The 5,707-nt window shown below is 69.4% G+C and carries 6 protein-coding genes; 2 read left to right on the top strand and 4 right to left on the bottom strand.

Annotated elements, in window-relative coordinates; genetic code table 11:
- A partial coding sequence (locus tag AB4Y99_RS25120; protein ID WP_441525231.1) for an aldehyde dehydrogenase family protein occupies nucleotides 1-283 on the top strand: 283 nt, incomplete at its 5' end.
- Nucleotides 284-335: 52 nt separating this feature from the next.
- Here AB4Y99_RS25120 and AB4Y99_RS25115 read toward each other — a convergent pair.
- Nucleotides 336-1,598, bottom strand: coding sequence for an MFS transporter (locus AB4Y99_RS25115; RefSeq protein WP_441525230.1), 1,263 nt, complete (start codon nucleotides 1,596-1,598; stop codon nucleotides 336-338).
- Nucleotides 1,599-1,672: 74 nt separating this feature from the next.
- Entirely contained in the window at nucleotides 1,673-2,686 is a 1,014-nt protein-coding gene (locus tag AB4Y99_RS25110; RefSeq protein WP_441525229.1) for a zinc-binding alcohol dehydrogenase family protein, read from the bottom strand.
- A gap of 99 nt (nucleotides 2,687-2,785) precedes the next feature.
- Between AB4Y99_RS25110 and AB4Y99_RS25105 the strand changes: the two genes are divergently transcribed.
- On the top strand, nucleotides 2,786-3,154 hold the full coding sequence (locus tag AB4Y99_RS25105; RefSeq protein WP_441525228.1) for a winged helix-turn-helix transcriptional regulator: 369 nt from the start codon (nucleotides 2,786-2,788) through the stop codon (nucleotides 3,152-3,154).
- A gap of 7 nt (nucleotides 3,155-3,161) precedes the next feature.
- On the opposite strand, the gene AB4Y99_RS25100 is transcribed toward AB4Y99_RS25105, so the two are convergent.
- Both AB4Y99_RS25100 and AB4Y99_RS25095 read right to left on the bottom strand, forming a co-directional pair.
- Nucleotides 3,162-4,040 carry a transglutaminase family protein gene (locus tag AB4Y99_RS25100; protein WP_038360801.1) on the bottom strand — a complete coding sequence of 293 codons (879 nt, stop codon included), beginning with the start codon at nucleotides 4,038-4,040 and terminating at the stop codon, nucleotides 3,162-3,164.
- A partial coding sequence (locus AB4Y99_RS25095) for an alpha-E domain-containing protein (RefSeq protein ID WP_441525227.1) occupies nucleotides 4,037-5,707 on the bottom strand: 1,671 nt, incomplete at its 5' end. The genes AB4Y99_RS25100 and AB4Y99_RS25095, both read right to left, overlap by 4 nt.

The following is a 5,707-nucleotide window of genomic DNA, read 5'->3' as shown; positions in this document are numbered from 1 at the left end:
CGCCAACATCGTCCGCGTCAAGGATTATGACGAGGCGCTGACCGTGGCCAACGACACCGAGTTCGGCCTCTCCTCGGGCATCTGCACGACCTCGTTGAAGTATGCGACGCATTTCAAGCGCAACAGCGAAGCCGGCATGGTGATGGTCAACCTGCCGACCGCGGGCGTCGATTATCACGTGCCGTTCGGCGGCCGGAAGGGCTCCAGCTACGGCCCGCGCGAGCAGGGCGCCTACGCCAAGGAGTTCTACACCACCGTCAAGACGGCCTACACGCTGGCCTGACCGGCTGCATCAGGCAGGAACGATACGGCCCCGTCTTCGGACGGGGCCGTTTTCATATCGGCCTGGGCCCGTGCAGCAGGCGCGACAGCGCCAGCCCGACCAGCCCCGTTGCCAGCGTGACGGCGCCGAGCGTGGCGATCATGGGCGCGAGGCCGAAGGCGGCGAACAGGCTCGGCGCGGCGAGATAGCCGATCAGCGAACCGCCGAACACGGCGCACATCTGCAGGCGGTAGACTTGTGCGATCCGCTGCGGCGGGAAATCGTGCTGGATGATGTGCAGAAGCGCCAGATTTTCGAACGGGCCGTTGACCGCGGCCAGCGCCGCGCAGGCCATCAAGGCCGCCGTATTCGGCGCGAAGGGCATCAGCAGCACGCCCAGCCCGAAGGTGAGCTTCGACATCACGAGCCACAGCAGCGGCCGCTTCGGCGTGATCCCGGCCAGGACGAGGTTCGCGGCGAGATTGCCGGCGCCATAGGCGGTCATCATCAGGCTGTAGGCGGTCAGCGGCTCGGCGCTCGTCATGCGCAGATAAAGCGCCATGCCGAGCAGAACGCCCATCGACCAGGTGACGTTGCCGACGAAGTCGGCGATGAGGCCGAAATGCATCAGGCGGTGATGCCGCACGGCACGCGCCCCGCCCATGATCGCGTCGAGCACCGATGACAGGCCGCGGCGCGTCTCGGGTGGCGCGGGCAACGGCGCCCCCTTCAGGGCGGCCCGGACGCCGAGCGCCGAGAGCAGGAACCCGCCGGCCGTGATGGCGAAGAACTGGCCGATCGGCACGAGGCCGTTGACGAGGGCGATCAGGCTGGGGCCGAGGATACGCGCCATGCGCCGCGTCGCGTCGAACAGCCCGTTGACGGCGTGGCGGATCGAGGTGCCGGGCGCCAGGATCGGCAGCGTCGCCTGCAAGGCGGGGTCATAGACTGAGGTGGCGAGCGCGACGGCGCCCGCGGTCACTGYGAGCAGGGGCAGGCTCATGAAGCCGAAGGCGCTCGCCGCCGCCAGCAGCAGGAGAAGCGCCGCCCGGAACAGGCTGACGCCGACCATCGTCGTCGCATGCCGCCAGCGATCGGTGAGGGCTCCGGCGAACAGGCTGCCGAAAAGCAGGGCGCCCGATTGCAGTGCCGAGACATAGCCGGCGTCACGGCCGATCAGCGAKGAGGCGATCCAGATCACCGCCACCATGTAGAATTCCGCACCGGTGGCGGAGAGGAGCTGCGAAGACCAGAGCAGGCCGATGCGCTTGTCGCCCAGCGGTTTCAGGATGAACATGAACAGGCGGGCCCCGGCGTAACCGGGGCTCGCTAGCATTCCCTGCCGCTCGACTCCAGTCGCGAGACTTCGGAAACCGCAGGTGATGTGCCGGGCGCCGGATAAGGGCGTCGTCAGAAGCCTTCCAGCACGATCTTGCCCTTCGCGCGGTTGCTCTCGATCAGCGCGTGAGCGCGTTTCAGATTGGCCGCGTTGATCGCGCCGAAATGCTCGCCGAGCGTCGTGCGGATCGTGCCGGCGTCGACGAGACGCGAGACCTCCGCCAGCAGCTTGCCTTGCTCTGCGATATCGGCCGTCTGGAACACAGGGCGGGTGAACATGAACTCCCAATGCAGCGAGAGGCTCTTGCGCTTCAGCAGGGTGACGTCGAGCGTCTTGGGATCATCGATCAGGCCGAGCCGCCCCTGCGGCGCCAGCAGCTCGACGATGCCGGCGAGATGGGTGTCGGTATGCGTCGTCGAGAAGACGAAGGCCGGCGCGCCGAGGCCGAGCGCGGCGATCTGCTCCGGCAGCGCCTTGGTGTGGTCGACGACATGATGGGCGCCGAGCTCCTTGGCCCAGGCTTGCGTCTCGGGGCGGGAGGCGGTGGCGATCACCGTGACGTCGGTCAGCCGGCGCGCGAGCTGGATCGCGATCGAGCCGACGCCGCCGGCGCCGCCGACGATCACAAGCGCGTTCGCGGCGCCCGGCACCGCATCGCGGATCTTCAGCCGGTCGAACAGCATCTCCCAGGCGGTGATTGCGGTCAGCGGCAGCGCGGCGGCTTCCGCGAAGCCGAGCGAGGCGGGCTTCGGCCCGGCGATGCGCGCGTCGACGAGGTGGAATTCGGCGTTGCTGCCGGGGCGATTGATCGCGCCGGCATAGAACACGGCATCTCCCGGCTTGAACCCGGTGACCTCGGAGCCGACCGCCTCGACGATCCCCGCCGCGTCCCAGCCGAGCACGGCGCTTTCGCCCGCCGCAGGCTGGCTGCGCATCCGCACCTTGGTATCGACCGGGTTGACCGAGACGGCCTTGACCGCGACGAGCAGGTCGCGCGCCCCGGCGGCGGGCTTCGGTAGGTCGAGGTCGATCAGGCTGTCTTCCGCGGTGATGGGCAGTGACTGGCGGTATCCGACGGCGCGCATGGCGTCTCTCCTGCGTTGCGATGGAGGCCAGATGAGCTTAACCTGCAAATAGCGCAAGAACGCACAAATTCAGACCATAGTGTCGAAAAGGATACCGTCATGCCGCCGCGTTTCCAGGAGCCTTACTGTTCGCCGGGCTGCCCCGTCGAGGCGGCGCTCGGCTTCATCGGCGGCAAGTGGAAGGGCATCGCGCTCTATCACCTGCTCACGGCCGGCACCTTGCGCTTCAACGAAATCCGCCGCCGCATGCCGGGCGCGACGCAGCGCATGCTGACCAATCAGTTGCGCGAGCTGGAGGCGGACGGGCTGATCGTCCGCGTGGTCTATGCGGAGGTGCCGCCGCGCGTCGAATACAGCCTCTCGGCCAAGGGCCGCACGCTCGAGCCGGTCATCATGGCGCTGAAGGCCTGGGGCGAGGCGCATGCGCGGATGCCGGCGCCGGCTCACCCGTCCGAGGAAGCGGCCTGAGCGCTCTTCAGCCGACCGGGATCACGTCCACCGCGACGCCGATCTTCTGCGAGCCCGGCCCGATCAGCACCCCGTCGAGCGGTGCGACATCGGCATAGTCGCGGCCGATGGCGGTGACGATGTGGTCGTCGGCGACGATCAGGTCGTTGGTCGGGTCCAGCCCCACCCAGCCCGTCTCGGGGCCGCACCAGAGCAGCGCCCAGGCATGGCTGGCATCGGCGCCTTCGAGCCGCTTCTGGCCCGGGGGCGGAATGGTGCGGATATAGCCGCTGACATAGGCCGCCGGCAGTCCGAGCCCCCTCAAGCCTGCGATCATGATATGCGCGAAATCCTGGCAGACGCCGTGGCGCTGGGCGAAAGCCTCCGCCAACGGGGTCGAGACCTCCGTTGCGGCGGGGTCGTAGGTGAAGTCGTGCCGGATCCGCGCCATCAATTCGCTCGCGGCTTCCAGCACCGGCCGTCCCTTGCCGAAGCTCGTACGCGCATAGGCGACGACGGCGCCGACCTCGGGCACCAGCCGGCTGGGATAGATGTGATGCGTCGGCGAAGCCGGTGCGAGACTGTCGGAGGCGAGCGCCAGCGCTGCGACCTCCTCCCAGCCGCGCGTCAGCCCTGGATGCGGCGGGGCAGAGCGCTCGACGGAGAGGCGCGCCCGCATCTCGACCTTCAGCTCGCGATGCGGCTTGGTGATCGTCACCGTCGTCATCCGGTTGCCGAAGAAGCAGGCCGCGTCGCTGCGTTCGGCCGGGCGCGGCATGACCGAGAGCTCGCTCTTCTGCACGCTCTGGCCGGAGCCGTCGCGCGGCAGCAGCCGCATGATGCAGCGCGCGAAGGGCACCTGCCGGCTATAGCCGTAGGTGGTGACGTGGCGGACGTCGTAGATCACGCGATGCCTGTCAGTCGCGACCCTTCGGGGCCGCTGTTCTGGAGGAAGTAGCGGTCGGCGATGGCGCTGGATATCCCCATCAGCAACTGCTCGAACAGCAGGATGCTGGTGCGGTCGAGCCGGCTGGCCTCGGCGGTGCGGCAATCGGCGGCGAGCCGCAGGATGAGCCGGCGCGGCGCCTCCAGCATGCCGTCCTCCGTCAGGGAGGGCAGATCCGCGATCTCGGCCTCGAGCCGCTCGATCTGGAAGGCGACCGAGCGCGGATTGTAGGGATCGAGCATCACCAGATCGAGCACGGGCTGGAGGCTCGCGCCGAGCAGATAGCGCGAGCGGTAGGTGATCTGCGAATCCGTCAGGTCGAGCAAGGCGTCGAGCGAGTCGACCGAGGCGTCGTTCTCGGCGAATTGCCGGGCGAAGCGGCAGGTGCCGACGCCGCGTTCCAGCCGCCGGCCGATATCGAGGAAGCGCCAGCCGGCCCCGCGCACCATGTTCTCCTGGCTGAGACCGGAGAAGGCCGCGAGCGTCTTCAGGGCGCGGTCGGCGATCTCGTAGGCTTCGCCCTCCGAGGGCTTGCGCCCTTCCTTCGGCGTGAGCTGGCTCTGCAGATCGCCGAACAGCCGCCAGGCATCGACCGAGAGCCGCTCGCGGATGACGGACGCGGTGCGCCGGGCCTCGCGCACCGAGGCCGCGGCGGAGCCGTAATCGTCGAGGCTGTAGAGCGCCGAATAGGCTTGCGTCGCCGGGCTCTGGCTGCGGCCGCGCTGGGCCGAGCCCCAGGCCACGAGCAGATCACCCAGCCGGCGCACGGTCCCGCTGCGTCCCGGAGCGGGATCGGAATCGATCAGCCGGCCGAGCAGTGCGCGCACGAGGCGCAAGGTCGCCTCGCAGCGCTCCAGGTAACGTCCGAGCCAGAACAGATTGTCCGCCGCGCGGCTCGGCAAGGTGCCGGTGATGCGGCGGATGGCGATGCGGTCCGGCGTCGGCAGCAGCGTGAGAGGCTCGACCGGCGCATCGGCCGTCACCCAGACATCGCTGGAGCGTACGCCGTTGCGCAGGCTGACGGCGCGCGCATCCGGCTCGTCCGAGATCCGGCAGAAGCCGCCGGGCATCACCTTCCAGCCGTCCGGGGTCGCGGCGGCGAAGACGCGCAGCGTCATCGGGTGCGGTTCGAGCCGGCCGTTCTGGAACACCGGCATGGTCGAGAGCCGGACGATCTCCTGCCCGACATAGTCCATGCCGCGCGCGGCGATGCGGGCGCGCAGCGCCTCGCGCTCGGCTGCCGGCAGATCGCCTGCGAGCACGGGGCCGGTGTCGAGCCCGCCGCCGGCGCTGCGGAAGGCCGGCGCGATGCTCATCTCGTCGAGGCGGTCGAGCACGGCCTCGCGCTCGCGCCGCTGGCCGCACCACCAGGTCGCGATATTGGGCAGGATCAGCTCCTCGCCGAGGAGCTGGCGGGCCACCGCCGGCAGGAAGCCCATCAGCGCGCGCGCCTCGACGACGCCCGAGCCGAGGCCGTTGGCGATATGGACATTGCCCTCCCGCACCGCCTCGACGAGGCCGGCGACGCCGAGCGCCGATTGCGCGTTGAGCTCGAGCGGATCGGCGAAATCGCCGTCGATGCGCCGCCAGATCACGTCGGCGCGCTTTAAGCCTGCGATGGTGCGCAC

This window comes from Allobosea sp. TAB14, assembly GCF_052113865.1.
Lineage (GTDB): Bacteria > Pseudomonadota > Alphaproteobacteria > Rhizobiales > Beijerinckiaceae > Allobosea > Allobosea spartocytisi.
This window is presented reverse-complemented; position numbering and strand designations above follow the sequence as displayed.